The organism is Actinoallomurus vinaceus, assembly GCF_039542055.1.
Taxonomy (GTDB): domain Bacteria; phylum Actinomycetota; class Actinomycetes; order Streptosporangiales; family Streptosporangiaceae; genus Actinoallomurus; species Actinoallomurus vinaceus.
On the sequence record NZ_BAABHK010000019.1, the window covers coordinates 153,351 to 179,600 of the forward strand.

Genomic DNA, 26,250 nt, shown 5'->3' on the forward strand with positions numbered 1-26,250 from the left:
CTCGAATCCGACGAGATGGCGGCGCCGCACCGCGCACCGCACGGCCGGCCGACCGAGCGGCGGCCCGTTCCCCGACCGGGGACGGGCGGCTCCACCGGCACGCCGCACCCGTACGGCCGATCGATCCACGCGATCACCGTCGCCGTGGCGAACGGCCGCCCCGGCTCGCCTTCCCCGCCTGTCCTGACGGGAACGACGGTCGCCGGAGACCGCGAGCGTGTGAAGTGAAGCAATGGATTTGCGAAGGTACTGAGGGAGACTTGAGATGAGGGGCGAACCGACGACGGGTCGGAGCCGACGAGCCTGCGAAGGTCCGGTCCGGCCGTCCGGGGGGCACGAATGAACACGAGTGCCAAGGTCAACGGCACCGGTGGTCTTGACGACGCGAAGGACGAGCTGCTGGGACGCGCCGCACAGGCGTGCAGCCAGACGCCGGGGGCGCGGCACGATCCGGAGGACGCCCTGGCCTACCTGCGGCTGTACTACCGTCACGTCGCGCCGGAGGATCTCCTCGACCGTGACCCGGTGGACGTGTGCGGTCCGGCGATGGTCCACCGGCACCTGGGCGAGGAGCGCCCGCAGGGGCGGGCGAAGGTGCGGGCGTTCACGCCGACGCTGGAGGAGTACGGCTGGGACCCCGGGCACAGCGTCGTGCAGGTGGTCACCGACGACATGCCGTACCTCGTCGACTCGGTCGTCATGGAGCTCAACCGGCACCGCCTGTCGACGCACCTGATCGTCCACCCGCAGCTCAGGGCCGCCCGCGATGTCGCCGGGCACCTGCAGGGGATCGGCGACGGGGACGGCCTCGTCCTGGAGGAGTCCTGGATCCACATCGAGATCGACCGGCAGAGCGATCGCGTGCTGCTGGACGAGCTCGAGGCCGACCTGCAGCGGGTGCTGAGCGACGTGCGCGCCGCCGTCGAGGACGAGCAGAAGATGCGCGCGCTGGCGGGCACCCTCGCGGTGGAGCTCGCCGAGAAGCGGCCGCCGCTGCCGGACCAGGAGATCACCGACGGCGTCGAGCTGCTGGACTGGCTGGCCGACGACCACTTCACCTTCCTGGGCTACCGGGAGTACAAGCTGGAGGACGGCCCGGACGGCGAGCAGCTCCGGGCGGTGCCGGGCACCGGCCTGGGCATCCTGCGCTCCGACCAGGCCAAGTCCACGAGCTTCGCGTCCCTGCCGCCACAGGTGCGTTCCAAGGCCCGCGAGCCGCACCTTCTCGTGCTCACGAAGGCCAACTCCCGGGCGACCGTGCACCGGTCCGCCTACCTCGACTACGTCGGGGTCAAGAAGTTCGGCGACGGCGGCGAGGTCATCGGCGAGCGCCGCTTCCTGGGGTTGCTCACCCACACCGCCTACAGCGAGAGCATCGAGCACATCCCCGTGCTGCGGCACAAGCTGGTGGAGGTGCTGGAGCACGCCGGGCTGGCCGCCGACAGCTACGACGGCAAGGACCTCATCGAGATCCTCGAGACCTACCCGCGGGACGACCTCTTCCAGATCTCCGTCGACGAGCTGCTGCCGATCGCGCTGGGCGTGCTGCGGCTGCGCGAGCGCAAGCAGCTGAAGCTGTTCGTCCGCAAGGACGACTACGGCCGCTACATGTCGTGCCTGGTCTTCCTGCCGCGCGACCGGTACACCACGCAGATCCGGCTGCGGATCCAGGACATCCTGCTCAAGGCGTTCGACGGCCTCTCCGTCGACTACAGCGCGATGGTCGGTGACTCGATCTTCGCGCGCCTGCACGTCGTCGTCCGCGGTGAGCGGGGCCGCCCGCTGCCCGACGTCGACCCGGCCGACCTGGAGCGGCGTCTGATCGCCGCCACCCGGTCGTGGACCGACGACCTCGCCGAGGCGATCGTCCAGCAGTGCGGCGAGGAGCAGGCCAGCGCGCTCATCCGGCGCTACACCGACGCGTTCCCCGAGGGCTACAAGGCCGACTTCCCGGCCCGTACGGCGTGCGCCGACCTCAAGCGGCTGGAGGACCTGGCCGAGCCCGGCGAGATCTCGATCAACCTGTACGAGCCGTACGACGCGGGGCCCGGCGAGCGCCGTCTCAAGATCTACCGGCTCGGCTCGCCGATCTCGCTCTCGCACGTCCTGCCGCTGCTGCAGGAGATGGGCGTCGAGGTCGTCGACGAGCGGCCGTACGAGATCGCCCGCGCGGACGGGCGGCAGGCGTGGATCTACGACTTCGGCCTGCGGTACGAACCGTCGCCCGACGTGGACGACGACGAGGTCAAGGGGCTCTTCCAGGAGGCCTTCGAGGCCCTGTGGCGCGGCGACGTGGAGAGCGACCGGTTCAACGCGCTGGTGCTGCGCGCGGGCCTGGACTGGCGGTCGACCATGGTGCTGCGCGCCTACGCCCGCTACCTGCGGCAGACCCAGAGCACCTTCGGCGAGCGGTACATCGAGCAGGTGCTCGTCGCCAACCCGCGGGTCGCGCGGCTCCTGGTCCGGCTGTTCGAGGCACGGCTCGACCCGCGCCTGAACCACGCCGGCGACGACCGGTCGGCGGCCGCCCACGAGGAGCTCGAGGCGGCCATCTCCGAGGAGATCGAGGGCGCCCTCGACGCGGTCAGCAGCCTGGACGAGGACCGCATCCTCCGCAGCTACCTGGCGATGATCCGCGCCACGCTGCGCACCAACCACTACCAGCGGACCGCCGACGGCCGGCCGAAGCCGTACCTGTCGCTGAAGTTCGACCCGGAGGCGATCCCGGACCTTCCGCAGCCGCGGCCGAAGTTCGAGATCTTCGTCTACTCGCCGCGCCTGGAGGGCGTGCACCTGCGGTTCGGGCCGGTGGCCCGCGGCGGCCTGCGGTGGTCCGACCGCAAGGAGGACTTCCGCACCGAGATCCTCGGCCTGGTCAAGGCCCAGGCGGTGAAGAACACCGTCATCGTGCCGGCCGGGGCGAAGGGCGGGTTCGTCTGCAAGAAGCTGCCCGACCCGAGCGACCGCGAGGCGTTCCTCTCCGAGGGCATCGCCTCGTACAAGCAGTTCATCAGCGGCCTCCTGGACATCACCGACAACCTCGTCGGCGGAGAGGTCGTTCCGGCGCCGGACGTCGTGCGTCACGACGGCGACGACACCTACCTGGTGGTGGCGGCCGACAAGGGCACCGCGACGTTCTCCGACATCGCCAACGAGGTCGCCATCTCGTACGACTTCTGGCTGGGCGACGCGTTCGCCTCCGGCGGCTCGGTCGGCTACGACCACAAGGCGATGGGCATCACCGCGCGCGGCGCCTGGGAGTCGGTGAAGTACCACTTCCGCTCGCTGGGCGTCGACGTGCAGAAGGAGGACTTCACCGTCGTCGGCATCGGCGACATGTCCGGTGACGTCTTCGGCAACGGGATGCTGCTGTCGGAGCACATCAAGCTGGTCGCGGCGTTCGACCACCGGCACATCTTCCTCGACCCGAACCCCGACCCGGCGACGTCGTTCCAGGAGCGCAAGCGCATGTTCGCGCTGCCGCGCAGCTCCTGGGCCGACTACGACGCCTCGCTGATCTCCAAGGGCGGCGGCGTGCACCCGCGCACCGCCAAGAAGATTCCGATCACTCCGCAGGTGCGCGAGGCGCTCGGCATCGACGAGGGCGTCTCCGCGATGACCCCGCACGAGCTGCTCCACGCGATCCTGTGCGCCCCGGTCGACCTGCTCTGGAACGGCGGGATCGGCACGTACGTCAAGGCGTCGGGCGAGAACAACGCCGACGTCGGCGACCGGGCCAACGACGGCCTGCGGGCCGACGCGACCGAGCTGCGCTGCAAGGTCATCGGTGAGGGCGGCAACCTCGGCCTCACCCAGCGCGGGCGGATCGAGTTCTCCCGAGGCGGGGGGCTGGTCAACACCGACTTCATCGACAACTCGGCCGGTGTGGACACCTCCGACCACGAGGTCAACATCAAGATCCTGCTCGACCAGGTGGTCCGCGACGGCGAGATGACCCGCAAGCAGCGGGACGCGCTGTTCCTCGAGATGACCGACGAGGTCGCCGACCTGGTGCTGCGCGACAACTACGCGCAGAACGTCGTGCTCGCCGCCTCGCGCAAGCAGGCCCCGTCGATGCTGCACGTCCACGCGCGTTACCTGCGCAAGCTGGAGCGGGACGGCAAGCTGAAGCGGCGGCTGGAGGACCTGCCCGACGACAAGGCCCTGGCCGAGCGCCGCCAGGCGGGGCTCGGCCTGACCGGGCCGGAGTTCGCCACGCTGCTCGCGTACACCAAGCTGACGCTGGAGGAGGAGATCCGGGCGTCCGACCTGCCGGACGACCCCGAACTCGCCACCCGGCTCGTGGAGTACTTCCCCACGCCGCTGCGGGACCGCTTCCGGGACTACATGGACCGGCACCCGCTGCGCCGGGAGATCATCTCCACGTCCGTCGTGAACAGCATGGTCAACAACAGCGGCACGACCTTCGCGTTCCGGATGAACGAGGAGACCGGCGCCTCGGCCCCCGACATCGCCCGCGCCTACCTGGTGGCGCGCGCGGTGTTCGACATGCCGAGGTTCTGGCGCTCGGTCGACGCCCTGGACTACCAGGTCGACACCGCGACCCAGATCCGGATGCGGCTCGAGGCGCGGAAGCTGACCGAACGCGGGGCCCGCTGGCTGCTGCACAACCGGCGGATGCCGTTCGACCTGCGCGAGACGGTCGACTTCTTCGCCGAGGGCGCGGCCACCCTCGCGCCGCAGCTGCCGAAGCTGCTGACCGGCAGCGACCTGCAGGGGTTCGAGGATCGGCGCGACCGGTTCGCCGAGGCGGGCGTGCCGGACGAGCTGGCCGAACAGGTCTCGATCATGGTTCCCGCCTACTCCACCTTCGACCTGGTGGAGATCGCGCACAGCACGGGACGGTCGGTGGGCGAGGTCGCCGAGGTGTACTTCGACCTCGCCGAGCGGCTGCAGATCGCGCGGCTGCGCGAACGCGTCATCGCGCTGCCCCGCGACGACCGCTGGCAGTCGATGGCCCGCTCCGCGCTGCGCGACGACCTGTACGCCGCGCACGCGGCGCTCGCCCGTGACGTGCTGGTGACCAGCGAGCCGGGAGCGACTCCCGAACAGCGCCTGGCCACCTGGGCGGAGAAGAACAGCGCCGCGAGGGCACGCGCCGGGCAGACCCTCGGCGAGATCTGGGAGAGCGACAGCTTCGGCATCGCGACCCTGTCGGTGGCGCTGCGCGCGATCCGCACGCTCGTCACCGCCAGCACGCTCCCCGGCTGACGTGTCAGAGAGGAGAAGCCCCGATGACCGCCGGGGCTTCTCCCCGCTGGGTGATTTTCGGATTCGCAGAGTAATCGAATGATCACTGTGCGAATCTGGTCCGCATGTTCCGACACCTCAGCGCCTTGACGGCCGTCCTGCTGCCGCTGGCCGCGTGCGGCGGATCTCCGGCGACGGCCGAGCCCGCCGTGACCAAGGACCGGGCCGCCCAGCTGCTCGCCCACTACCAGTCCATCAACAACCGGGCCAACAGCACGCTCGACGAGAAGCTGCTGGCCACCGTGGAGACCGGCGCCCAGCTCGACATGGACCGCGCCGAGTACCGGCTGCGCGCGGCGGCGAAGGCGAAGTACACCCCCTTCGCCTACACCGCTCCGGCGTACTACATCCCCCGGGAGTCGGGGTTCCCCAAGTGGTTCGCGGTCACCGCGACCTCCGGGAAGACCCGGCACGCCCTGCTCTTCACTCAGGAACGCCCCGGCGGCCGGTGGCTGCTCACCGCCGATCCGTTCCCCACCGCGACGATCACCGGGGTGGCCCTCGACAAGGACGGCTACGCCACCGCGGTCGACCCGGACGACGCCAAGCAGGCGCCGGGGAAGGTCGCCGCGATGCACGCCGCCGCCCTGTCGCACGGCACGTCCGGCATGGCGCCGGGGCCGTACACCACGCAGGCGCACGCCGAGCTGGTCAAGGCCGAGTCCGCGCTCAAGCACCGGGGAGTGACGCTCACCTCCGACTTCCAGCCCGACCAGCAGCGGGCGTTCGCGTTGCGCACCACCGACGGCGGCGCGCTCGTCTGGTACGTCGTGCGGCAGAGCGAGACCTACGACGTGACCAAGGCGGGGGTCATCGGCAGCGGCGGCGACCTCACCGGCCTGATCAGCGGCAAGATCCGCCACCACCTGGCCACCACCGCGCTGACCCAGTACCTCGCCGCGGTGCCCGCTCAGGGGGGCGCCCGGGTCGTCGGAAGCTACCGCAAGGCGATCCAGGCCACCGCGTCATAGGCGGCGCCGCCTCGTCCGGCTCCGGCGCGAGTTCCGCATCGGACCGGCGAGGCCGGCCGCGGCGATCAGGCGATGTGAGCCACCCGGTGGCCGACCGGCGAGCTGACGGTCCCACGACCGTGCCCCGAAGATAACGGCGGCATTCCGGTTCTCCCGATCCTCACCCGGTATCGCCATCGAGTAGATCATTATCTATCTGTGGACGAATGGTCACTTCCCGGATACAACACCCTCCGAGAGCTGGGACGGGGCAGCTTCGGTCGCGTCGTTCTCGCCCGGCACGAGGCCTCGGGCACGCATGTCGCCGTCAAGTACCTCACCGTTCCGGATGAGCGCTTCCGCACGGAGTTCCGGGAAGAGGCACGGATCCTGCGCGGGCTCGACGACCAGAACGTGGTGCGCCTCTTCGAGTACGTCGAGCAGCCGCAGGGCGCGGCCATCGTCATGGAGGCGATCGACGGGGTGTCGCTCCGGACGCTGCTCGACGAGCGCGGCCCGCTGGAGCCAGAGGCCGCGCTGGCGGTGCTGAAGGGATCGCTGCTCGGCCTCTGGGCCGCGCACGACGTGGGTATCGTCCACCGCGACTACAAGCCCGCCAACGTCATGGTCGAGGCCGACGGCCAGAGCAAGCTGATCGACTTCGGCATCGCGGTGCGCTCGGGCGTGGCAGGCCAGATCATCGGCACCCCGGCGTACATGGCGCCGGAGCAGTGGGCCGGGGCGCCCGCCTCGCCCTCCACCGACGTGTACGCCGCCACGTGCGTGTTCTTCGAATGCGTGACGGGCCGCAAGCCGTACCCGGGCGACACGACCGAGGCCTACCGCGCCCAGCACACGAGCGGCGAGATCCCCGCTGACCAGGCACCGCCGCCGATCCAGGCGCTGATCTACCGGGGCCTGGCCAAAGACCCGGCCGACCGGCCGCCGAGCGCGCTGAAGTTCGCCGAAGAGCTGGCGATGGCGGCGGCCGCCGAGTACGGGCCCCAATGGGAGTCCAACGGCTGGAGGCGGCTGGCCGAGGCCGCGGCCGGCCTCGCCGCGCTGTTCCCGTTCGCGGCTCTGGTGGCGGGTTCGGCCCCTGGTGCGGGCGGGGCAGCGGGTGGTGCAGCGGCCGGCCACGCGGGTGGCGCAGCGGGGGGCCACGCGGGCGGGGCAGCGGCGGGCAAGGCCGCAGCGGGAAAGGCCGCAGCGGGAAAGGCGGGCGCGGCTACGAAGATCTTCGGTGCCAACGCCGGGATGAAAGCGGCCGCCATCGGCACCGCCGTCGTCGTGGCGGGCTCGGCGACGACCGCCGCCATCGTCCTGAGCCAGCACAAGCCGAAGAAACCGAAACCGGCCGCCGCAGCGCCCATACGGGTCGAACTGGCCTCCTACACCCGATCCGTCGCCGGCCTCGACCTGCGAAACGCGAGCTACGTCCACGTGAGCGGCGTCCGGAACGCCGCCGTGCAGCGCAAGATCGATCAGGCGCTCGTCGCCCCGCTCGACTGGGGCATCGACGCATTGCAGAAAATGAACGCGGAGGCCAGTCCGCCCTGCACGAAGCCGACTATCCTGCGCGCACAACCCCAAATCGGGATGAACGGGCCGCGTCTGGCATCGGTCCAGTACGCGCTGCCGATGACGCTCTGTTTCCCTCTCGACTTCGAACTACCCCGGATCAACGTCACCGTCGACCTGCGCACCGGGAAGGCGCTGACCGCCGACGACGTGTTCCGGCCCGAGACGCTCCTCCAGAGCGGGCTCGCGACGCTGGAGAAACGGGTGTCCGCACATGTGACCAAGCCCGACCTGCATCTCGTATGCGTCCGCCCGCCTCTGCAGCGCAAGGACTTCTACCCGACGTCGGACGTCCGGGAGCCGATCATCTCGCCATTCTTCACGGCCAATGGGATGGTCATGACCTGGTCGCGCGGGGGCACCGAATGCCCCTCCTACACGGTCACCGTGCCGTACTCCGAGGTACGGGACCTGCTCAACCCGCAGATCGCCGCGGAGCTGCCCCGGTAGCCGGGCGACGTCACCTTGATCTCCGGGCCGGCGTGGATCCCGCGATCCACGTCGGGGGGACCCCAGGGCACCGCGTCGCCGGGCGCGTGCGGCCACAGCGTCGTAACGCCGGTCGGAGCGGTCCTCGCCACACCGGCCGGCCGGTGCCGGGGCGCGTGCGGCCTCGGCGGCCGCGATGCCAGAATGCGGCAATGCGCCCCCGCCGTGTCGTCTCGGCCGTGCCGGCGGTCCTGCTGGTCGCCGGTTGCCAGGGCGGCCACGGGGACGGTGCCCCGGCGGGCGGGACCACCGCCGCCCCCGCCGTCTCCGCGGAGGCGTCGGCGCAGGTCCTCGACGCCTACGTGCGCCGCTACAACAAGGCCGTCACGGCGGGTGACACCACCGCGTGGCGCGCGCTGGGCGCCGACGCGATCGACGCGACCGCGGAGGCCGCCCTGCGCCGCGGCGGCGGACGGCCGCCCCGTCTCGGGGCGATCTCGCTGCGCAACCCCGTCATGTACGTGCCACGGCTGCGGGGTCTTCCCCGATGGTTCGCGGTGTCGGCGCTGGAGCGGCGCGGCCGTGCCGAACGCCCGATCTTCGCGGTGTTCGCCGAGGAGACCGCGCGGTCGGGATGGCGGCTGGCGAGCCAGGTGTACTTCACGGGCCGGCCACCCCGGATCGCCACGGACGCGCAGGGGTACGCCGAGGCGGTCGATCCGGGCTCCGCTGCGTCGGCGACCGCGCCGGCCGCCCTGCCCGCGGCCCACGCCGCGTACCTCGATCGCGGGGACGAACACGCGCTCCACGCCGGCGCCGCCGACCGGGAGTGGCGCCAGGCCGAGGCACGGCAGGAGAAGCAACTGCGCGCCCACGGAGTGATCGTCTCGGGCCGCTCGGCACCGACGGGCTATCCGATCTACGCGCTGCGCACCACCGACGGCGGGGCGATCGTGACCTACTCGCTGCGGCGGACGACGACGTACACCGCTGCCGGAAGCGGCGACGTCACGGCGGTGCCGGCGGACGTCCGCGCCTACCTCCACGGCAGGACCGGGCATCGGGTGACCGCGACCTGGGTCTGGCGGGCCGTCGCCTATCTCCCCGTACGCGGCGCCGCCAGCGTGCTCATCGAGGACCTCGACCTCGCCTCGGCCCGGGTCTCCTGACGGCCTCCCGCCAGGCGGGCCCAGGGGCGTCCGGTGGGAGGAGATCCACCGGGCACCCGTCGGCTCACTTGTTGGGAACGGTCGCCTTGACGGTGCCGCCGTCGGCACCGATGATCTCCGCCTTGACGCTGCCGTCGTCCTTCTTCGGCTTGGCCGGGACCACGGCGACGTACTGCATGGTCTGGTTGACGTCGATCTCGTTGCGCACGAGCTTCGAGGTGAGGAACGGCGCGACGTCGTCGGGCACCGGCACTTGGCCGGGCTTCTTCTTGCTCTTGCTGATCACGGTGTCGCGGCTCAGCGCGTACAGCACCATGCCGCCGCCGTCCTCGGTCGCCAGCGGGAAGATCGGGAAGGAGGTCGCGGCGTAGAGCGCGCTGCTGCGCAGGCCGATCTTCTTCTCCTTCTTGCTCTTCTTCATGGCCTTCTGATCCGTCGTGTAGTAGCCGGTGGTGTACTTCCCGGTGTCCATGACGTGCGCCGCGACGTTCTGCGGGCCCTCCTCCGCGAGCGTCGCCTGGATCGACGGGACCAGCCGGGGCGGGATCAGCAGGTGGCTGTCGAACGTGGGTAGGGCCTTGGCGTAGCCGTCGGCGCCCACCGCGATCTTCGGCGGCTTCTGCTTGTCGTCCAGCACGGCGGCCAGGCTCAGCCGCCAGCGCTTGACCGACTTGGACGCGAGGAACCCCATGAACACGGTGTGGGGGTCCTTGCCGTCCGCGGTGGTCCGGCGCGCGCTGACCACGAACCACTGGGGGCCGTTCACGAGCAGGTGCGGGACGTAGAAGACCGGTGAGTCGTAGCGGTAGCGGGGGACCGGATCGCCCGCCGCGACCGCCCGGCGGAACGCCGCCGCGGTGAGCTGGGACTGCCCCTCACTCGTCCACCACAGCGCGAGCCGCTCGTCTCCGCTGGCCCGCGCGACGTCGTCGTTGTTGACGAACGAATGGAACGCCTTGGCCGCCGTCTCGGGGTTCACCGCCTCGGGGGGCGGGCTGCTCTCGGCGGCGACCGGGGTCGTGTGGACGGTACGGTGCGGTTTGCCCGAGCAGCCTGCGGCGCCGGTGAGGGTGAGCACCGCCACCAGCGTGGACGCAACCGCCTTGTTCATGTTCCCCGGCCGATCATCGTTACAGCTGTCGGGCAGAGTATGCCAGGGATCTCCCAGTGCGCCGGTGTGAGGGCCGGATGAGCCCGCTCGGCAAAGACGTATGCCGGGGATCCCCACGTGATCGGATATGAGGGCCGACAGAGCCTGGTCGGCAAAGACGCTCGGAGCGCGTACGCGGAGAGTACGGGCACGGGTAGGCTTTCGAACGTGGCAGCCATGGACCCCTCTGAAGAGATTAAGGAACTCGGCTCGATGCTGACGGGCATCGAGGCCGTCCTGGACCTCGACGCGATGCGTCGTGACATCGGAGAGCTTCGCGAGCAGGCTGCCGATCCCGACCTGTGGAACGATCAGGACCGGGCCCAGCAGGTGACCCGGAAGCTGTCCTATCTCGAGGGCGAGCTGGGCAAGGTCGAGGGCCTGCGCAACCGGCTCGACGACGCCACGGTGCTGCTGGAGCTGGCCTCCGAGGAGGCCGACGACGACGCCCGCGGCGAGGCCGAGCGGGAGCTCGGGGCGCTCCGCAAGGAGATCGAGCAGCTCGAGGTCCGCACCCTGATGTCGGGCGAGTACGACGCGCGTGAGGCGCTCATCACGATCAACGCGCAGGCGGGCGGCGTGGACGCGGCCGACTTCGCGCAGCAGGTGCAGCGGATGTACCTCCGCTGGGCCGAGCGGCACGGCTACCCCACGGAGGTGTACGACACGTCGTACGCCGAAGAGGCCGGCCTCAAGTCGACTACCTTCACCGTCAAGGCGCCGTACGCCTACGGCACGCTCCGCGGCGAGCACGGCACCCACCGCATGGTCCGGATCTCCCCGTACGACAACCAGGGCCGCCGGCAGACCTCGTTCGCCGGCGTCGACGTCGTGCCGGTCGTCGAGCAGACCGACCACGTCGAGATCCCTGAGGACGAGCTGCGCATCGACGTCTACCGCTCCAGCGGTCCCGGTGGGCAGGGCGTCAACACCACCGACTCGGCGGTGCGGATCACGCACCTGCCGACCGGCATCGTCGTCTCCTGCCAGAACGAGCGCAGCCAGCTGCAGAACCGCGCGACCGCGATGACGGTGCTGCAGGCCAAGCTCCTGGAGCGCAAGCGTCAGGAGGAGGCCGAGCGGATGAACGAGCTGCGCGGCGAGTCGACGAGCTCCTGGGGCACCCAGATCCGCAACTACGTCATGCACCCGTACCAGATCGTCAAGGACCTGCGCACGGGCGTCGAGGCGGGCAACCCGACCGCTGTTCTCGACGGCGACATCGACGAGTTCATCGAGGCGGAGATCCGGTGGATGCGCCGCCGGGAGGCCGGGGAAGAGCAGGACTGACCGCCGCTCCGGTCAGGTCACGACGATCGCATAGAGCAGGACCGACCGCCGCTCCGGTCATGATGATCGGATGCTGACGGGGTCGCTCCCGATGGCCTAGTGCAGGCCCAGCTTCAGCGCGATCAGCAGCGTCAGCGCCAGGATCAGGGCGCCGAGCAGGATGGGGGAGATCCCGAACGGCCCGGGACGGTGCACCTCCGCCCGTGCCGCGCGGCACGCGGGGCAGCGCCCCTCGACGACGGGTCCCGAGCATCGTGCGCAGATCAGATGTTCGCAGCTCATCCGGCTCCTTCCCGAACGCTGGGCGTCGAATCCGCCCAGCCTATGCGTTCCTGGCCGGTGGCCCGCCGTCCTGGGGCGGCAGGTGTCCGTGATGCCCGGTTGGTTTTCCCTGGGTGTACCCAAGTTGGACGATCCATGCCAGTCTCCCCCCTAGACTGCTGCTTGGCCAATCGGCCCGCCAAGCCGGGAAGCCGCGGCAGGACGCCTGTCGACGAAAAGACAGTCGTCGCCGTCCCCCAGCCCCTAGACTGGCACGTCGTGATGCAGCCGTGATCCACTTTGATAACGTCACCAAGGTCTATTCCAATCAGGGTCGACCCGCCCTCCAGGGTGTCAACGTGGCCGTGGAGAAGGGCGAGTTCGTCTTTCTCGTCGGTCCGTCCGGGTCCGGCAAGTCGACCTTCCTGCGCCTGATCCTCAAAGAGGAGCGGCCGACGCAGGGAGGTATCCACGTTGCCGGCAAGGACCTGAGTCGACTGACCAACTGGAAGATCCCGCACCTGCGCCGCCGTATCGGCTGCGTGTTCCAGGACTTCCGCCTGCTCCCCAACAAGAACGTCTACGAGAACGTCGCGTTCGCCCTTGAGGTCATCGGCAAGCCGCGGCGCTTCATCCGCAAGGTGGTCCCCGAGGTCATCGACCTCGTCGGCCTCGAGGGCAAGGCCCATCGGATGCCCGATGAGCTGTCCGGTGGCGAGCAGCAGCGCGTCGCGATCGCGCGGGCGTTCGTCAACCGGCCGATGATCCTCCTGGCCGACGAGCCGACGGGGAACATCGACCCGGCGACGAGCATCGGCATCATGAAGGTGCTCGACCGGATCAACCGGACCGGCACGACGGTCGTGATGGCGACGCACGACGCCGCCATCGTCGATGCCTTCCGCAAGCGAGTGGTCGAGCTGGAGGACGGTCGCGTCGTGCGCGACCAGTCGCGCGGCGTCTACGGCCAGGCGTACGGCGGCGTCTGAGCACGCCGCACCGCCGCGACACGACCCACACCGGACGACCAAGGACAGCGAGGCATGCGCGTACAGTTCGTTTTTCAGGAGATCTGGATCGGTCTCCGCAGGAACCTCACCATGACCATCGCGCTCGTCGTCACCGTCGCGATCGCGATGGCGCTGTTCGGCACCGGTGTGCTGCTGAAGATGCAGGTCGACAAGTCGAACAACTACTGGTCGAACAAGGTCGAGGTCTCGATCTACCTGTGCAACAAGCTGAGCGCCAACCCGACCTGTAAGAAGACCGCGCCGACGGCGGATCAGAAGTCTGAGATCCAGAAGCAGCTCGAGAGCATGCCGCAGGTGCAGAAGGTCACCCCGGAGACGGCGGAGCAGGCGTACCAGCGGGCCAAGGAGCAGTTCAAGGACAGCCCGGGCATCGCCGGCTCCATCCAGCCGGGTGACATCCCCGACTCCTTCCGGGTGAAGCTCAAGGATCCGAAGAACTTCGCGGCGGTCGTCGCGCAGATGCAGGGTCGCGCGGGCGTCGACCAGGTCGTCAACGAGCGCGCCATCCTGGAGAAGTTCTTCAAGATCCTCGGCGGTCTGCAGTGGGCCGCGCTGACCATCGCGGCGATCCAGCTCATCGCTGCCGTGCTGCTGGTGGCCAACACCATCCGACTATCGGCGTTCAACCGGCGGCGGGAGACCGGCATCATGCGGCTGGTCGGCGCCTCGAACATCTACATCCAGTTGCCGTTCGTCCTCGAGGGCGCGATCGCCGGCCTCGTGGGCGGTATCTTCGCCGCGATCCTGCTGAGCTTCTCAAAGGTCTTCCTGCTCGGCAGGCTCCAGAAGAACCTGCAGTTCGCGACGCCGTTGGGCTGGGTGGACGTGACGACCGTCATCGTCGCCTCGATGTGCTTCGGCGTCCTGCTCTGCGCCCTGGCGTCCTTCCTGACCCTGCGTCGCTACCTGAAGATCTGACGCTGCGGCCGGCGATGTGCCGGTCCGGTGATCGGGTCGCTCGTAGAATCCTGGCATGCCCCGGCTGACCGGTCGTGTGCTCCGCGGGGCGGCCGTCGTGGCCGCTCTGGCGTTCGCGTACGCCATGGGAGCCGGGGCGGGTGGGCCGGGTACGCGTGCGCCGGAACACCCCTGGCAGCCTGCGGTCGGGCAGGCGGCGGCCGAGGTGGCCCGTGCCGCGCCGGACCCCGAGCGCGAGCGCGTCGCGGTCGAGAAGGCCCTACGCCGCATGGGCGACCGCTGGGCGCGGTTCTACACCGCCGCGGAGTTCAGCGGCCTCGAGGACACGCTGAACGGCTGGTACAGCGGTGTCGGCCTGTGGCTGGAGAAGGCCGGCGAGGACGTCGAGATCGTCGGCGTGCAGCCCGGGTCGCCCGCCGAGCGCGCGGGCGTCCGCTCGGGCGACGTCATCGTGACGGTCGACGGCACCTCGACGCGGGACCTGACGGTCGCCACGGTGGCCGCCGCCCTGCGCGGGCAGCCCACCACGAGCGTCGGCCTCGACGTACGGCGTGACGGCGTCCCCCTGCGCTTCGCGCTGGTACGCGCGGCGATGGCGTCGCACGACGTGAGCGCCTCCCTGACCCCCGACGGCGTGGTGGTCATCCGGATCGCGGCGTTCACGCGGGGGGTCGGCCAGGAGGTGCGCGCGGCGGTGGCGGGCCGCCCCGGGCACCGCGGCGGCGTCCTGCTGGACCTGCGGGGCGACCCCGGCGGCCTGCTGGACGAGGCGGTCGACACCGCGTCCGTCTTCCTCTCAGGCGGCCCGGTGGTGATGTTCGAACGCGCCGGGGCCCCGCCGGAGCGGCTCCTCGCCCGTACGGGCGGTGACACGAGGGTCCCGCTCGTCGTCCTCGTCGACGGGGGCACGGCCAGCGCCGCCGAGATCGTCGCGGGCTCATTGCGGGATCGAGATCGCGCAGTGATCGTCGGATCGCGTACCTTCGGAAAGGGGTCGGTGCAGGAGCCGTTGCGGCTGGCCGACGGATCCGCGATCGAGATGACCGTCGGTCGATACCGGACTCCGAGTGGCCGTAACCTCGATGGGTCCGGGATCGATCCAGACGTCGCGGTCAACGCGAACCGCCCACCCCGGGAGGCCGAGCGGCGCGCGCTCACCGTCGTGCGCGAACTGCTGGCCACCCTGCCGACGAAGGACCGAGGCTGAGTCATTGCCACGCGAAGAGGGACGCAAACTGATCGCGCAGAACAAGCGAGCGCGTCACGATTACCACATAGAGGACACTTACGAGGCGGGCCTCGTGCTCACCGGCACCGAGGTGAAGTCGCTGCGCGCCGGGCGGGCCAACCTCACGGACGGGTACGCTCTGATCCGCGACGGAGAGGCCTGGCTCGAGGGAGTGCACATTCCCGAATACACGATGGGGACGTGGACCAACCACGCGGCGAGGCGTCCCCGCAAGCTTCTGCTGCACCGGCGAGAGATCGGCAAGCTGATCGCTAAGACGAACGAGCCCGGCCACACGCTGGTCCCGCTGTCCCTGTACTTCAAGGACGGCAAGGCGAAGGTCGAGATCGCGGTCGCGCGCGGCAAGCGCGAATACGACAAGCGACAGGCCATCGCCAAGCGGGACGCCGCTCGGGAGATGGAGCGCGCCCGCGCCGCACGGCTGCGGAGGCGCTGAGGGTGGGCATCCGACGGCTCCGGTCGACGGCCGCGCTGGCCGCGACCCTGCTGGTCACGACGACGAGCGCCGGCTGCTTCGCCGAGCCCTCACCGCTGCCGACCATCCGGAACTTCCTCGTCGCGTGGCAGAGCGGTAAATACGGCAAAGCCGCGAAACAGACCAACGGGGACCGCGCTGCGGTGGCGGCGGCGCTCGGCGCGGTACCGTCCCAGCTGGACCTCGCGTCGCTGCACCTGGCGCTCGGCCGGGTACGGCAGATCGGCGAGGACGCGACGGCGCAGTTCTCGGTGAGCATCGACCTGGGCGACGGCGGTTCGCCGTGGAGCTACGGCAGCTCGATGCGCCTGCACCGGACGAACGGCAAGTGGAAGGTCGCCTGGAGTCCGTCGATCATCCATCCGGCACTCGGCCAGGGCCAGCGGCTCGCCATCGTCACGACCACGCCGAAGCGCCAGGGCATCCTCGACGACCGGGGCCACACGCTCCTCAAACCGGTGAAGGTCGAGATCTTCGGCGTGACGCCCGGCAGGCTCGCCAACGCCGATCAGACCCTCGGCCGGCTCGCCAAGATCACCCACCTGGACAAGGACCGGGTGATCGCCCACGTACGGTCCGCTCCGCCGCAGAAGTTCCTGCCGCTGGTCACCCTCCAGCCCGACCAGGTCGCGGACGCCGCCCAGCTCCGGCAGGTCGCCGGTGTCGAGCGGAGCTCCCGCCCCATGTACGTCGCCCCGGCGGTCGCCGACGAGATCGTGGGCAAGCTCGGTCCGGCCACGGCCGAACGCCTCCAGCAGGTCGGCGCTCCCTACCAGCCCGGTGACACGATCGGCGTCTCCGGGCTGCAGGTGCTGGAGCAGCGCAAGCTGGCCGGCACCCCGACCGTCGAGGTCGTCGCGCAGGACTCTTCCGGGTCCAACACCAAGAGCCTCTTCCAGGTCCTCGGCACCGAGAGCCAGCCGGTGACCACCACGATCGACCGCAAGACGCAGAACGCCGCCGAGAACGCCCTGAAGGCGTTGCACTCCCCGGCGTCGCTCGCGGCGATCGACCCGGCCACGGGCAACATCCTCGCCGCCGCGAACAACGCCGCCTCGCAGCGGAAGTACGGCGCCGGACAGAACGACGACACCCCACAGCAGAACAGCGCGGCGTTGAACGGCCACTACCCGCCGGGGATGACGTTCAGCATCGTGACCACCCGCGCGCTCCTGCAGTACCCCAACCAGGAGGTCACCTCGTCGCTGACCTGCCTGAGGGGCACGCGGAACATCGGCGGGCAGACGGTCACCTACTCAGGCCCTGTGGAGAGGACCTTCCAGGCCAACTTCGCGGTGGGCTGCACAACGGCGTTCGCCTCGCAGTACCGCGCCATCGCGCCCCAGGACCTGCCTGCGAGCGCGGCCCGCTTCGGTATCGGCGCCCCCTGGAGCCTGCCGCTGCCCTCGTTCTCCGGTTCGGTGCCGGCCCCGGCCAACGAGGCCGAGCGCGCCGCGGAGATGATCGGGCGGGGCAGGATCGAGGTCAGCCCGCTGTCCATGGCGCTGCTCGCCGGGGCGGTCAGCAGCGGCACCTGGCGGCCACCACAGTTCCTCAAGGACGCATCACCGTCGGTGCCGGTCCGGAACACGGATTCCTCAGACAGGATCCCGACCCTGCAGAACCTCATGCTGCGCGCAGCGACGTACGGCACCGCGAAGGGCACCAGGGTCTCGGGCGGCGTCAGCGACACGGTGCCGTACGGCAACGGACAGTACGTCTCCTGGTTCGTCGGCTATCGCCAGGGCGTGGCCTTCGCGATCGCCGTAGAGGGCAAGGCCAAGGCGGACGACCTGGCCGCGAAGTTCGTGAGAGCCCAGAGCTGACACGGGGCCGCGGACGCGGCGGTGACCGCTGTGACGGCTTTGTCATTTCTTGACTCAAGGGCCGCAACCATCCGAGTGCGACCGGACGTCTTAACAAGTGACTGAGACACCGCTTGGGGGGTTGCGGACTCAGTCGCCGTGATGAGACCAGAGCCTCGTCTCGGGGGAGGCTCTGCCGTCCGGACCGGCCCGACCCTGCCGGTCACCCCCGTGGGTGTGCCTAGTTCACACCCACGGGGGTTCTCGTCTTCCACGGAACTTCCGCCGCGTACGGCGTCCCACCGGGAATCTCTTTGGCATCCGGAGCGTTGACCATGTACGGTCGACGCGACGGGTGCTTCGGTGCCCGGTTGACAACTCAAGAGGGGGTGACCGGTTTCGACTTCGGTATGTCGAGACATGGGGAAGCGGGCCGAGGGCTGCGGTTGTGACCTCGTAAATCCTGTGACCGCAAACGAACAAGTGCCAACTCTAAGCGCACTCAGTTCGCCCTTGCCGCCTGAGGTTAGGTAGCGAACTTGTCAGCCCGGGAGTGTCTCCGGCCCGGGACCTGGCATCGCTAGGAGACTCAACCTGCCACTCCGGCCACGGGAGTGACGGGGAAACCTAACAGTGGCTGAGCCTGTCGGCGACACGCCTGCGTGAGCGCCGGGGCTGAGAAAACGACTAGCAGGCTGCGCCCGGAGAAGCCCTGTCTTGGTACTGAAGGACGCGGGTTCGATTCCCGCCACCTCCACGAGGCGGGCCACTGTGCTCGATGGCCTTGCGGCCGTCTTCGCCGTGGCCCGCTATGTTTTTCGGGGGGAGACCCCCCGAGCCCCCCGGTGTGCGGCTTCGCCGCACCTCCCGGGGGTTTCTGTTTTCCTGCGGGCCTGTGTGCTCGATGGCCTTGCGGCCATCCTCGCCAGGGCTCGCTGACCCCTCGGTGTGCGGCTGCGCCGCACCTCCCGGGGGTTGCTGTGTTCTTGCGGGCCTTTGCTCATCGACCCTTCGGGTCGATGTCGCGGGGCCCGTTTGCTTTTGGCGGGACGACCCCCGCGCGGTTCAAGAGCCGTTGACCTGAGGCCCAGGGCAACGGCTCTTTGTGTGTTGGGGTTAGTCGGCCAGGTTGGCGGCGGTTATGGAGAGGGTGGGGTGCTCGGTGGGGGCGATGCCCATGGCGGTGGCCAGCTTGCGGTAGCGCTGGGCCTCGGCGGGGCGGCTGCGGCGCTCGAGAGTACGGGCCAGGGCTTCGTAGGCCCAGCCGTTCGTCGGGTCCAGGTCGACCAGGCGGCGGAACGTCTCCTCGGCGCGGCCGAGTTGGGCGCTGTGGAAATAGGCTCGGCCGAGCAACTCCACCGCCGCCCGGTTGGCCGGGTCGCGCTCGACGATCGGGGCGAGGATGCGGCCGGCTTCGGCGTAGTCCTTCGCGTCGAAGAACAGGCATCCGCGCTGGTAGTCCTCGTAGGTCATGGTTCCTCCGTCCCCTTGACTTGGTGCCTGACGTGGCAACACTGGGACGAGTCGGTCTGTTCCCGGGGGGAGGGTCACCGGGACTTCTGGATCAGACCAGCGCTTCATTGAAGTTCGGGGCGTGATCCGCAAGACTCGATGATCATTTTCGCTGGCTCGAAGTGAGGGCTTGTGTCGGGACTGATGTCTGAGCCACCGCCCGATGCGGCGGGCACCGTGGCCGAGTTCGTCGCCGGGCTCCGGCGCCTGAAGGCATGGTCCGGCTTGTCGTACCGAGAGCTCGAGAAGCGGGCGGCGCTTGCGGGAGACGCCCTGCCGCACAGCACCGTCGCGTCATCGCTGAGCCGGGACCGGCTGCCGCGCGAAGAGGTGGTGAAGGCGTTCACCCGGGCCTGTGGCTGCGCACCGCGGACCGTCGACGCGTGGGTCGCCCGACGCAGGCACCTCGTGCTGCTCGACGAGTCGGGGACCGTCTCGCCCGACGCGCGGAGGGCGTCCGTACGGGGCTCGCGGATCACCAGGCGGCATCTCGTCACGGCCGGGGGTGTCGTCGCCGCGGCGGCCGTCGGGGCGGCGCTCACGCTCACCGCGATGGGGCGGTGGCGTCCGTAAGGTTCGTCCTGGCCCGGCCGTCCGGCTCGCGTGCCGGACGGCCGGGTCGTCGTCACTTGCGGACGGCGACGTGCACGTGGTCCCGGTGGCACACGGTGACGCCGGAGCCCTTCTTGCAGGTCTTGTCCTTGTGGCCCTTCCAGTTGCCGTTGGGCGAGTAGATGATGCCCTGCCAGATGATGTGGTCGATGGAGTACGCGCCGTGGTGGTTGACCAGCCACTTCACCATCTTGTAGCCGTCGGCCCGGTTGTCGCCCGTGGCCGTCTTGCCGATCTTTCCGTAGACGAGGTCGCAGGCGCGGCCCTCTGGGTGGTAGGGGAGCCGGTCCTTGTGTTTACATCCCTGCGAGTCCCAGTGGTAGTGGCCCTTGATGGAGGCGCTGCTCGCGGCCTTGTATAGCTTGCACATCTTCGCGGTGACCTTCCCCGCGGAGCCGCATCCGACCAGCTGGGCGCTTGCCGCCTGGGCCGTGCCGGCCGTCGCGGCGAAGAGGGTCACGGTGACGCCCGCGGAGGCGAGCAGGGCGGGGATTCTGGTTCTCATGGATCTTCCTGGCGGTGTCTGGGGGCACGTCGCGGCCAGAAGCTACGGATGTGACCGCCGGGGCGGAAGATCATTTACTGTCCCGGACAGTCCAGGACGCCCGGTCGAGGAGCGTTGGGCGGGCTGCGGGGTGGGCATGCCGACAGTGATGTCCGTCGCGATCTGCCTGTTCACCGCCGACCTCCGGGTGCGGGACAACCCGGTGCTGCGCGCCGCGCTGAAGGCGGCGGACGAGGTGGTGCCGCTCTTCGTCGTGGACGACCGTGTGTGCGCGTCGGGGTTCGTGACGCCGAACCGGGCGGCGTTCCTCGCCGACTGTCTCGCGGACCTCGACAGCGCTCTTCGGGGGCGGGGCGGCCGCCTGGTCGTACGGCACGGGGACGTCGTCCGCGAGGTCGTCGCGGTGGCGGATGAGACCGGGGCCGGCACGGTGCACCTGGCCAGGGACGTCAGCGCGTTCGCGCAGCGACGCGAGGCCCGGCTGCGTCGGGTGATGGGCGGGCGGGTACGCGTCCATGACTCGGTCCAGGTGGTTCCGCCGGGCGCCGTCACTCCGGCGGGAAGGGGGCACTTCGCGGTGTTCAGCCCCTACTTCCGGCGGTGGGGCCGGGTCCGGGTCCGGGAGCCGCTCGCCGGCCCGGAGAGGGTGCCCGTCCCGGCCGTACGGTCCGAGCGCCTGCCGGGGCGGGCGGATCTCACCGGTGGCGAGCCGTCGCCCTTCCTGCCTCGGGGTGGGGAGGAGACGGCCTGGCGGCGTGCGGAGGACTGGCTCGACGGTCCGATCGACCGGTACGCCGACCTGCGCGACGATCTCGCCGCCGACGCGACGTCGCGACTGTCGCCGTACCTTCACTTCGGCTGCCTGTCCGCGGTCGAGCTGACGCACCGGGCCAGGGCGGTGGGCGGCCCCGGCGCCGAGGCGTTCGTACGGCAGCTGGCCTGGCGGGACTTCCATCGGCAGCTGCTCGCGGACCGGCCGGTCGCCGCGCACGAGGACTACCGGCCCCGCGGCGACCGTTGGTGCTCCGACGACGCGTCTGTGGTGGCCTGGCGACGGGGGCGCACCGGGTATCCGCTGGTCGACGCGGCGATGCGGCAGCTGGCGGCGGAGGGCTGGATGCACAACCGAGGGCGGCTGATCACCGCGAGCTTCCTGGCCAAGACGCTGTACGTCGACTGGCGGGTCGGCGCGCGGCACTTCCTCGACCTGCTGGTCGACGGGGACGTCGCCAACAATCAGCTCAACTGGCAGTGGGTGGCCGGGACGGGTGCCAACACCCGGCCGAACCAGGTGCTCGATCCGCTCGCGCAGGCTCGGCGGTTCGATCCGCGCGGCGACTACGTACGCCGGTGGGTGCCGGAGCTCGCGGAGATCGAGGGAGCCGCCGTCCATCGGCCGTGGCTCCTGCCGGAGGCGATTCGCGGGCGGCTGGACTACCCGGCGCCCATCGTGGATCTGTCGGCGAACGCGGCGCGCTTCCGCCGCGCCCGGTCCGGGATGTGACGGTGGTGGAAGAAGGACGGTTGTGCCTCGTCACCGGGGCGACAGGGTACATCGGCGGGCGGCTGGTGCCGGAACTGCTCGACGCGGGGTACCGCGTGCGTTGCCTGGCCCGGTCTCCCGAGCGGCTGCGCGACCATCCGTGGGCCGGGCGGGTGGAGATCGCCCGTGCCGACGTGACCGACCCGGCGGCCGTCCGGCACGCGCTCGAGGACGTGGACGTCGCCTATTACCTGGTGCACGCGCTTGGCGGCGGCCGTGACTTCGCCGATCAGGACCGGCGCGCGGCCCGGATCTTCGCGGCGGCCGCCCGCGACGCCGAAGTCGGGCGGATCGTCTATCTCGGCGGGCTGGGACCGCCCGCGACCGCCGGAGTGTCGGAGCACCTGCGCTCGCGCGCGGAGGTCGGGTCCATCCTGCTGGCCGCCGGGGTGCCCACGGCCGTGCTCCGCGCCGCCGTGGTCGTCGGCTCCGGTTCGGCGTCCTTCGAGATGATGCGGTACCTCACCGAACGGCTCCCGGTGATGATCACTCCGCGGTGGGTGCGCACCCGGACCCAGCCGATCGCCGTGCGCGACGTGCTGCGGTACCTCGTCGGCTGCGCGGACCTGCCCGCCTCGGTGCACCGCGCCTTCGACATCGGCGGTCCCGACGTTCTGACGTACGAGGAGATGATGCGCCGGTACGCCGTCGTGGCGGGGCTGCCGCGACGCGTCGTCCTGCCGGTCCCCGTGCTGTCGGCCGGCCTGTCGAGCCTGTGGGTCGGCCTGGTCACGCCGGTTCCGGGCGGGCTGGCGCGGCCGCTGGTCGAGTCGCAGCGCCACGAGGCGGTGTGCCGGGAACACGACATCGCGCAGTATGTCACCGACCCGCCGGACGGCCTGATCGGTTTTGACGAGGCGGTGCGCCTGGCCCTCCAGCGCGTCCGCGACGCCGACGTCACGACCCGATGGTCGTCCGCGTCCGTGCCGGGTGCCCCCAGTGACCCGTTGCCGACGGACCCGGACTGGGCGGGTGGGACGGTGTACTCCGACATCCGGGAGTCGCCGGTCAACGCGTCGCCCGGCGAGCTGTGGCGGGTCATCGAGGGCATCGGCGGCGCCAACGGCTGGTACTCGTGGCCCGCTGCCTGGGCGGTCAGGGGCGGCATCGACCGGCTTCTGGGCGGCGTCGGGACGCGCCGGGGGCGGCGTGACCCGCACCGGCTGCGCGTCGGTGACGCGCTGGACTTCTGGCGCGTGGAGGAAGTGATCCCCGGCGCACTGCTGCGGCTTCGCGCGGAGATGAGACTCCCGGGTCTCGCCTGGCTGGAGCTGGCCGTGGAGGAGCGGGGCGGCCGGACCTGGTTCCGGCAGCGCGCGCTGTTCCACCCGCGCGGCTTCTTCGGTCATCTGTACTGGTGGGCGATCCGGCCGTTCCACGGCGTCGTCTTCGGCGGGATGCGGCGGGGGGTACGGCGCGCGGCCGAGCGCGCGGTCACGCGAGCGCCGGCGCGCGGGCCGTACGCGCGGTGAGTGGAGGGTGAGTTCCGCGACGTCGCACCATGATCGGCCTCTAATGTGGGCGCGTGCGAGATTTGGTGGACGGAGTCCGGTATTTCCTGCGGGGGATGGGGTGGGTCGCGCGGCGGCCCGGGCAGTGGCTTTTCGGTCTGATCCCGGCCCTCATCGTCCTTGTCGGCTACGTCGTCGCCCTGGTGGTCCTGGCGCGCTACGACTGGGACGTGGCGAAGGCCATGAGCCCGTTCGCGGACCACTGGTCGAAGGGCCTCCGGGACGCCACCCGCGGGCTGATCGCCGTTCTCGTCTTCGGGGCGGCGGTCATGATCGCGGTCGTCACGTTCACGGCCGTCACCCTGATCGTCGGCGATCCCTTCTACGAGAGCCTCTCCGGGCGCGTGGAGGAGAGCGCGGGCGGGCTTCCTCTCGAGGCGCGGGTCCCGCTGCTGCGGCAACTCGCGCGCGCCATCGCCGACGCGATCATCGTCGGGACGGTGACCGCGCTGTTCGCGGTGCTGTTCTTCGCTCTGGGCTTCGTGCCGGCGATCGGGCAGACCGTCGTCCCCGTCGTCGCGGCGTTCGTGTCGGGCTATTTCCTCACGTTCGAGTTGACGTCCATCGCGCTGGAGCGGCGCGGCATACGGCGGCGGCAGCGTTTCGCGCTCCTGCGCCGCGACAAGTGGCTGGTCGTGGGGTTCGGCGTCACGGTCTTTGTGGTGTTCCTCATCCCGCTCGGCGCCGTGTTGACCATGCCCGGAGCGGTGGCGGGCGGTACCCTGCTCGCGCGCGAAAGACTGGCCCGACCGGCGGTTCCGCCGGATCGGGGGGCTTTGACCGAGAATGCCGCGTGAGGGAGATGTCACGTTCCCGCCATGCCATGGCTAACAAGCTGTGGCCGTAGCGTAATTACCGGTCGAAGCGAGAATTGTTGATCTTCACGTAACCTGTGCGGCATGTCTGATCAGGGGAGCGCCGGGCAGTGGCGCCCGGCGAGCAGCCACAACGGCCCGTACTCCGAACCGGATGAGCCGACAGGCCCGCTTCCCGCGGTCAGCGGACAAGACGCCGCGCCCACGGGTTTTCCTTCCGTGAGCGGTCAGCCCGGTTCCTGGCCTGCGGATGAGGACGCGCCGACCGGCGGGTTCCCCAGTGTCTCGACGCCGCCGGAGCCCCGGGAGACGGGGCACCGTGAGCGCGCGCCGTTCGAGCCCGCCGACCCGCCGCGCGAGCCGGCCACCGGCCCGTCGACGTCCGCCGAACCGGGTGAGCCGAACGGGTTCGGTCCGGCTGCGGAGTCCGGCGGGTTCGGCCAGTCCCTGGAGCCGGGCGGGTTCGGTTCGGCCTCTGAGCCGGGTGCGTTCGGTTCGGCCGGGGAGTCCGCGAGGTTCGGTTCGTCCGCCGGATACGGCGCGGGCGCGTCCGAGCCGGGTCCGTCGTTCCCTTCCGCCGGCTCGTTCGGGGCCGAGGCGTCCGCCGACCCTGAGCCGTACGTCGAGCCGACCATGGCGTTCGAGTCGGTGACGCCGCCGGAGGAGACGCCGTCGAGTTCGTTCGGCCGCCCCTCGACGACGGAGTTCTCCTCCGACGTCGCGGGGTCCGCTCGGAACGGGTCCGAGCCCTCCGGCTCGACGCCGCCGTTCGGCTCGGAGGCCCCGCTCGTCGATCCGTACGACGCGCGCGACGCCGCGTACGGGTACGAGGTGTCGGACCCGTCGTTCGGCACCGGGCCGTCCCACCCGGGGCGGGACATGGTCGCCGGATCTCCGGAGATTGCGAGTCCCGGCACGGACGCCGGGCCTCAGGGGTTCGGCTTCGAGTCGCTGCTCGCGCCGGGGGAGGGCACCTCCGGCGGGGCCGCGCCGAACGGCCCGGAGGCGTACGACGATGCGCCCGTGCCGCAGCCGTCCCGCGCTCCGGGCGGGACGTTCGCCGGTGAGCCGGCGGCCCCGCCGCCTCCGGCGGACCGTCGCGTGTCGGCCGAGGACCAGGCCGCGGAGAACGACTTCTTCGCGCAGGACGACCACCCGCAGATGTGGGACAAGATGGTGGCGCCCTCCGGGCCGCCGCCGCAGCCCGGCAAACCGAGCAGCGGCAACCTGCGGCTGCCGGACTGGATGCGCGAGGAGGGGAACGCCGCCACCGGCGGTGGCGGGGGTCTGACCGCTCCGCCGAGCGACGACTTCGAGGAGGAGGGCCGGACGAAGGGGCGGCTGTTCGCCGGGCTGGGCGTCCTCGTCGTCGGCGTGGTCGCGGCGGCGGGCGCGTACTTCATCAAGGCGCACGGGGGTTCGGACTCCACCGCTCACTCCGCCGTCCCGAGCCGTCCGGCGAAGACGTCGCCGAAGGGCGGGCAGTCGGCGAACCCGGAGCCGGAGAAGGCGCTCGCGCAGTTCAAGGGCGACCACACCAAGCCGGTGGGGCACATCACCGACCCGCGCTCCGGGCTTTCGTACCCGAAGCTCGGCAAGCCCTGGCAGATGCAGACGCAGAAGAGCGCCATGGCCGAGCTCGGGTTCAGCGCCGGTCAGTTCGCGGTGACCGAGAAGGCCGGAAACCAGCCGAAGCGCTGGGGCCGGCTGCTGAGCGCGCAGCTGGGCGGCGCCGACAAGAACGCCTATGACGGACCGGGGACGGAGCAAAGCGCCGCGACGCGGGTGGCCGCCACCTACGAGGCGCGGATGTACGGCTACAAGCACAAGAAGAAGGTGCTGGCCTCCCAGCCGCTCGAGGCCGACGGCCACAAGGGATGGCTGGTCGGCTACTACCTGACGTTCCACCGGCCGGGCGTGAAGGCCACGGGGGAGATCTTCACGGTCGCCCTCGTGGACACGGGCAAGAAGGTGCCCGGGGTGGTGCTCATGACGGTGCCGAACACCGACAAGAAGCTGTGGCCGGACGTGAACTTCGTGATGCGCTCGATCAAGGTGACGTGATCCGGGCCTCGGTTCTCGAGGCTCGGATCATATACCGAATCCCATTCCACTCGGCGTCTGTGGCGATCTAAGGTAGGCCGCAACAGGACGTTGCGAATGAGGTGGGGAC

The 26,250-nt window shown here is 70.5% G+C and carries 20 protein-coding genes and 1 other RNA gene; 17 read left to right on the plus strand and 4 right to left on the minus strand.

What is annotated here, in order from left to right; all coding sequences use genetic code 11:
- The first annotated feature begins 15 nt into the window (after positions 1–15).
- The 5 genes from ABEA24_RS44735 to ABEA24_RS44755 all read left to right on the plus strand — a co-directional run bounded on the left by ABEA24_RS44735 (position 16) and on the right by ABEA24_RS44755 (position 9,400).
- A complete protein-coding gene (locus ABEA24_RS44735; protein ID WP_345440325.1) occupies positions 16–228 on the plus strand; it encodes a hypothetical protein in 213 nt (70 codons plus the stop codon).
- Between the two features lie 111 nt (positions 229–339).
- Positions 340–5,232 (plus strand): NAD-glutamate dehydrogenase, encoded by a 4,893-nt coding sequence (locus ABEA24_RS44740; RefSeq protein WP_345440328.1) that lies wholly within the window; start codon positions 340–342, stop codon positions 5,230–5,232.
- A gap of 104 nt (positions 5,233–5,336) precedes the next feature.
- Entirely contained in the window at positions 5,337–6,242 is a 906-nt protein-coding gene (locus tag ABEA24_RS44745) for a DUF8094 domain-containing protein (protein ID WP_345440331.1), read from the plus strand.
- 198 nt (positions 6,243–6,440) lie between these two features.
- Positions 6,441–8,252 (plus strand): serine/threonine-protein kinase, encoded by a 1,812-nt coding sequence (locus ABEA24_RS44750; RefSeq protein ID WP_345440334.1) that lies wholly within the window; start codon positions 6,441–6,443, stop codon positions 8,250–8,252.
- A 191-nt stretch (positions 8,253–8,443) separates the two neighbouring features.
- On the plus strand, positions 8,444–9,400 hold the full coding sequence (locus ABEA24_RS44755) for a DUF8094 domain-containing protein (protein ID WP_345440337.1): 957 nt from the start codon (positions 8,444–8,446) through the stop codon (positions 9,398–9,400).
- Between the two features lie 64 nt (positions 9,401–9,464).
- Here ABEA24_RS44755 and ABEA24_RS44760 read toward each other — a convergent pair whose 3' ends face one another.
- On the minus strand, positions 9,465–10,511 hold the full coding sequence (locus tag ABEA24_RS44760) for a DUF8094 domain-containing protein (protein ID WP_345440340.1): 1,047 nt from the start codon (positions 10,509–10,511) through the stop codon (positions 9,465–9,467).
- 207 nt (positions 10,512–10,718) lie between these two features.
- On the opposite strand from ABEA24_RS44760, the gene prfB reads away from it, so the two are divergent.
- Positions 10,719–11,840 (plus strand): peptide chain release factor 2, encoded by a 1,122-nt coding sequence (gene prfB, locus ABEA24_RS44765; RefSeq protein WP_345440343.1) that lies wholly within the window; start codon positions 10,719–10,721, stop codon positions 11,838–11,840.
- Between the two features lie 96 nt (positions 11,841–11,936).
- Here prfB and ABEA24_RS44770 read toward each other — a convergent pair whose 3' ends face one another.
- Positions 11,937–12,122 (minus strand): hypothetical protein, encoded by a 186-nt coding sequence (locus ABEA24_RS44770; protein WP_345440346.1) that lies wholly within the window; start codon positions 12,120–12,122, stop codon positions 11,937–11,939.
- A 269-nt stretch (positions 12,123–12,391) separates the two neighbouring features.
- Here ABEA24_RS44770 and ftsE point away from each other — a divergent pair, with 269 nt between their 5' ends.
- The 6 genes from ftsE to ssrA all read left to right on the plus strand — a co-directional run bounded on the left by ftsE (position 12,392) and on the right by ssrA (position 18,339).
- A complete protein-coding gene (gene ftsE, locus ABEA24_RS44775) occupies positions 12,392–13,090 on the plus strand; it encodes a cell division ATP-binding protein FtsE (RefSeq protein WP_345440348.1) in 699 nt (232 codons plus the stop codon).
- A 54-nt stretch (positions 13,091–13,144) separates the two neighbouring features.
- Positions 13,145–14,050, plus strand: a complete 906-nt coding sequence (ftsX, locus tag ABEA24_RS44780) for a permease-like cell division protein FtsX (RefSeq protein WP_345440350.1) — start codon at positions 13,145–13,147, stop codon at positions 14,048–14,050.
- Between the two features lie 55 nt (positions 14,051–14,105).
- On the plus strand, positions 14,106–15,257 hold the full coding sequence (locus ABEA24_RS44785; RefSeq protein WP_345440353.1) for a S41 family peptidase: 1,152 nt from the start codon (positions 14,106–14,108) through the stop codon (positions 15,255–15,257).
- 4 nt (positions 15,258–15,261) lie between these two features.
- Positions 15,262–15,735 (plus strand): SsrA-binding protein SmpB, encoded by a 474-nt coding sequence (gene smpB / locus ABEA24_RS44790; RefSeq protein ID WP_345440356.1) that lies wholly within the window; start codon positions 15,262–15,264, stop codon positions 15,733–15,735.
- 2 nt (positions 15,736–15,737) lie between these two features.
- Positions 15,738–17,600, plus strand: coding sequence for a penicillin-binding transpeptidase domain-containing protein (locus tag ABEA24_RS44795; RefSeq protein WP_345440359.1), 1,863 nt, complete (start codon positions 15,738–15,740; stop codon positions 17,598–17,600).
- Positions 17,601–17,964: 364 nt separating this feature from the next.
- Positions 17,965–18,339, plus strand: a transfer-messenger RNA (tmRNA) gene (gene ssrA / locus ABEA24_RS44800).
- A gap of 356 nt (positions 18,340–18,695) precedes the next feature.
- Here the strand turns inward: ssrA and ABEA24_RS44805 are convergent.
- The gene (locus tag ABEA24_RS44805) at positions 18,696–19,052 is read right to left on the minus strand and encodes a tetratricopeptide repeat protein (protein ID WP_345440362.1); all 357 of its coding nucleotides are present in this window, start codon (positions 19,050–19,052) and stop codon (positions 18,696–18,698) included.
- A gap of 183 nt (positions 19,053–19,235) precedes the next feature.
- On the opposite strand from ABEA24_RS44805, the gene ABEA24_RS44810 reads away from it, so the two are divergent.
- Positions 19,236–19,664 (plus strand): helix-turn-helix domain-containing protein, encoded by a 429-nt coding sequence (locus tag ABEA24_RS44810; protein WP_345440365.1) that lies wholly within the window; start codon positions 19,236–19,238, stop codon positions 19,662–19,664.
- Between the two features lie 52 nt (positions 19,665–19,716).
- On the opposite strand, the gene ABEA24_RS44815 is transcribed toward ABEA24_RS44810, so the two are convergent.
- Entirely contained in the window at positions 19,717–20,208 is a 492-nt protein-coding gene (locus tag ABEA24_RS44815) for a VldE C-terminal domain-containing protein (RefSeq protein ID WP_345440368.1), read from the minus strand.
- Positions 20,209–20,356: 148 nt separating this feature from the next.
- On the opposite strand from ABEA24_RS44815, the gene ABEA24_RS44820 reads away from it, so the two are divergent.
- The 4 genes from ABEA24_RS44820 to ABEA24_RS44835 all read left to right on the plus strand — a co-directional run bounded on the left by ABEA24_RS44820 (position 20,357) and on the right by ABEA24_RS44835 (position 26,141).
- Positions 20,357–21,712, plus strand: coding sequence for a cryptochrome/photolyase family protein (locus ABEA24_RS44820; RefSeq protein WP_345440371.1), 1,356 nt, complete (start codon positions 20,357–20,359; stop codon positions 21,710–21,712).
- A gap of 2 nt (positions 21,713–21,714) precedes the next feature.
- Complete coding sequence (locus ABEA24_RS44825) at positions 21,715–23,223, plus strand: SDR family oxidoreductase (RefSeq protein WP_345440374.1); 1,509 nt, start codon at positions 21,715–21,717, stop codon at positions 23,221–23,223.
- Positions 23,224–23,276: 53 nt separating this feature from the next.
- A complete protein-coding gene (locus ABEA24_RS44830; protein WP_345440377.1) occupies positions 23,277–24,059 on the plus strand; it encodes an EI24 domain-containing protein in 783 nt (260 codons plus the stop codon).
- A 102-nt stretch (positions 24,060–24,161) separates the two neighbouring features.
- A complete protein-coding gene (locus tag ABEA24_RS44835) occupies positions 24,162–26,141 on the plus strand; it encodes a hypothetical protein (protein WP_345440380.1) in 1,980 nt (659 codons plus the stop codon).
- Positions 26,142–26,250 lie beyond the last annotated feature (109 nt).

Coding starts and splice junctions, on each gene's coding strand:
- ABEA24_RS44735 (WP_345440325.1), top strand. CDS start 16: ATGGCGGCGCCGCACCGCGCACCGCACGGCCGGCCGACCGAGCGGCGG.
- ABEA24_RS44740 (WP_345440328.1), top strand. CDS start 340: ATGAACACGAGTGCCAAGGTCAACGGCACCGGTGGTCTTGACGACGCG.
- ABEA24_RS44745 (WP_345440331.1), top strand. CDS start 5,337: ATGTTCCGACACCTCAGCGCCTTGACGGCCGTCCTGCTGCCGCTGGCC.
- ABEA24_RS44755 (WP_345440337.1), top strand. CDS start 8,444: ATGCGCCCCCGCCGTGTCGTCTCGGCCGTGCCGGCGGTCCTGCTGGTC.
- ABEA24_RS44760 (WP_345440340.1), bottom strand. CDS start 10,511: ATGAACAAGGCGGTTGCGTCCACGCTGGTGGCGGTGCTCACCCTCACC.
- ABEA24_RS44770 (WP_345440346.1), bottom strand. CDS start 12,122: ATGAGCTGCGAACATCTGATCTGCGCACGATGCTCGGGACCCGTCGTC.
- ftsX (WP_345440350.1), top strand. CDS start 13,145: ATGCGCGTACAGTTCGTTTTTCAGGAGATCTGGATCGGTCTCCGCAGG.
- ABEA24_RS44785 (WP_345440353.1), top strand. CDS start 14,106: ATGCCCCGGCTGACCGGTCGTGTGCTCCGCGGGGCGGCCGTCGTGGCC.
- ABEA24_RS44805 (WP_345440362.1), bottom strand. CDS start 19,052: ATGACCTACGAGGACTACCAGCGCGGATGCCTGTTCTTCGACGCGAAG.
- ABEA24_RS44810 (WP_345440365.1), top strand. CDS start 19,236: ATGTCTGAGCCACCGCCCGATGCGGCGGGCACCGTGGCCGAGTTCGTC.
- ABEA24_RS44815 (WP_345440368.1), bottom strand. CDS start 20,208: ATGAGAACCAGAATCCCCGCCCTGCTCGCCTCCGCGGGCGTCACCGTG.
- ABEA24_RS44820 (WP_345440371.1), top strand. CDS start 20,357: ATGTCCGTCGCGATCTGCCTGTTCACCGCCGACCTCCGGGTGCGGGAC.
- ABEA24_RS44835 (WP_345440380.1), top strand. CDS start 24,162: ATGTCTGATCAGGGGAGCGCCGGGCAGTGGCGCCCGGCGAGCAGCCAC.